The following is a 1,100-nucleotide window of genomic DNA, read 5'->3' on the forward strand; positions in this document are numbered from 1 at the left end:
TGGGTTCGGGCCTCCATTCAGTGTTACCTGAACTTCACCCTGGACATGGGTAGATCACACGGTTTCGGGTCTACGACCACGTACTCATTCGCCCTATTCAGACTCGCTTTCGCTGCGGCTCCGCCTATTCAGCTTAACCTTGCACGGGATCGTAACTCGCCGGTTCATTCTACAAAAGGCACGCTGTCACCCATAAACGGGCTCCAACTAGTTGTAGGCACACGGTTTCAGGATCTCTTTCACTCCCCTTCCGGGGTGCTTTTCACCTTTCCCTCACGGTACTGGTTCACTATCGGTCACTAGGGAGTATTTAGCCTTGGGAGATGGTCCTCCCGGATTCCGACGGGGTTTCACGTGTCCCGCCGTACTCAGGATCCGTCTCGGAGAGACGAGCATTTCGGCTACAGGGCTGTTACCTTGTTTCGCGGATCTTTCCAGATCGCTTCACCTATGCTCGTCTTTTCTTACTCCATATGAGACGTCCTACAACCCCAAGAGGCAAGCCTCTTGGTTTGGGCTGTTTCCGTTTCGCTCGCCGCTACTTAGGAAATCGAATTTTCTTTCTCTTCCTCTGGGTACTTAGATGTTTCAGTTCCCCAGGTCTGCCTCCTCGTATCCTATGTATTCAGATACGGGTACCATCCCATTACGGATGGTGGGTTCCCCCATTCGGATATCCTCGGATCAAAGCTCACTTACAGCTCCCCGAGGCGTTTCGCCGTTCGTCGCGTCCTTCTTAGGCTCCTAGTGCCAAGGCATCCACCGTGCGCCCTTCATAACTTAACCAAATTAAAAAAGGTTGTTGTCAATTTAACATTGACGTGAATTCTCGACATGCTCGTTTGACCTTCTCTTAAAACTAAGATTCCGGTAAACTTACATATTGTTTCTATTTGCATTATCTAGTTTTCAAAGAACCAAAGTCACTAACTTCAATTTAACAAAGTTAGTTCCTATAATATAGAAGGAAAGTTCCTTCAAAACTGAACAAAAGACCAAAGCGCAAACAACCGAAGTTGTTCGTCGACTAGAGTTAAATACTCCATAGAAAGGAGGTGATCCAGCCGCACCTTCCGATACGGCTACCTTGTTACGACTTC

At 48.3% G+C, this 1,100-nt stretch carries 2 rRNA genes; both read right to left on the minus strand.

From position 1 onward, the window contains the following. Nucleotides 1-786: ribosomal RNA gene (locus PQ474_RS26150) — 23S ribosomal RNA — on the minus strand; the annotation flags it as partial. Nucleotides 787-1,048: 262 nt separating this feature from the next. Next, nucleotides 1,049-1,100: ribosomal RNA gene (locus PQ474_RS26155) — 16S ribosomal RNA — on the minus strand; the annotation flags it as partial.

Origin of the sequence: Halalkalibacter alkalisediminis, assembly GCF_028610705.1 — a bacterium.
Lineage (GTDB): Bacteria > Bacillota > Bacilli > Bacillales > Bacillaceae_D > Halalkalibacter > Halalkalibacter alkalisediminis.